This window comes from Jiangella rhizosphaerae (genome assembly GCF_003579925.1).
Lineage (GTDB): Bacteria > Actinomycetota > Actinomycetes > Jiangellales > Jiangellaceae > Jiangella > Jiangella rhizosphaerae.
Map to the genome: position 1 here is coordinate 1 of NZ_QUAL01000203.1, position 602 is coordinate 602.

Annotated in this window: 1 protein-coding gene; it reads right to left on the reverse strand. The window is 67.3% G+C overall.

What is annotated here, in order from left to right; all coding sequences use genetic code 11:
• Nucleotides 1–17: 17 nt before the first annotated feature.
• Nucleotides 18–602 (reverse strand): integrase core domain-containing protein (locus DY240_RS22440; protein WP_147375443.1); only part of this gene is annotated, 585 nt, incomplete at its 5' end.

Consider the following 602-nt stretch of genomic DNA (forward strand, 5'->3'; position numbering starts at 1 on the left):
CTAGGTGTACCCGGCCATCACGTTGGTGGCAGGCGGCTGATCGGTGGGAGGCCGCCGAGTGCGCTGTGGCGTCGTCGAGTGTTGTAGTACTCGATCCAGGGGTCAAGGGCTGCGGCGCGTTCGGCGTTGCTGGTGAAGACCTGTCGGTAGGCCCACTCGGTCTGCAGGGTGCGGTTGAACCGTTCGACCTTGCCGTTCTGCCACGGGCAGTGCGCCTTGATGAACTTCTGCCGGATGCCCAGCCGCTTGCAGACCTGGCGCAGCGACCATCGGTAGGCCCAGGCGTTGTCGGTGATCAGGCGTTCGATCCGGGTGATGCCGTGCGCGGCGAAGTAGCCGGCCGCGCGTTCGAGGAAGGCCGCGCAGGTCGGGCCCTTCTCGTCGGGCAGGACCTCGGAGTAGGCCAGCCGGGAGTGATCATCGACGAGGGAGTGCACGTAGTCGAACCCGACCTTGGTGTTGCGGTCGCGGGTGGCTTCCCGGTTCTCCCGGCCGTGGGCGCGCCAGCCACCGCCGTCGGGGATCTTTCCGATCTTCTTCACGTCCATGTGGACCAGCTCGCCCGGGGTGTCGCGTTCGTAGCGGGTGGCGGTGGCCTTCGA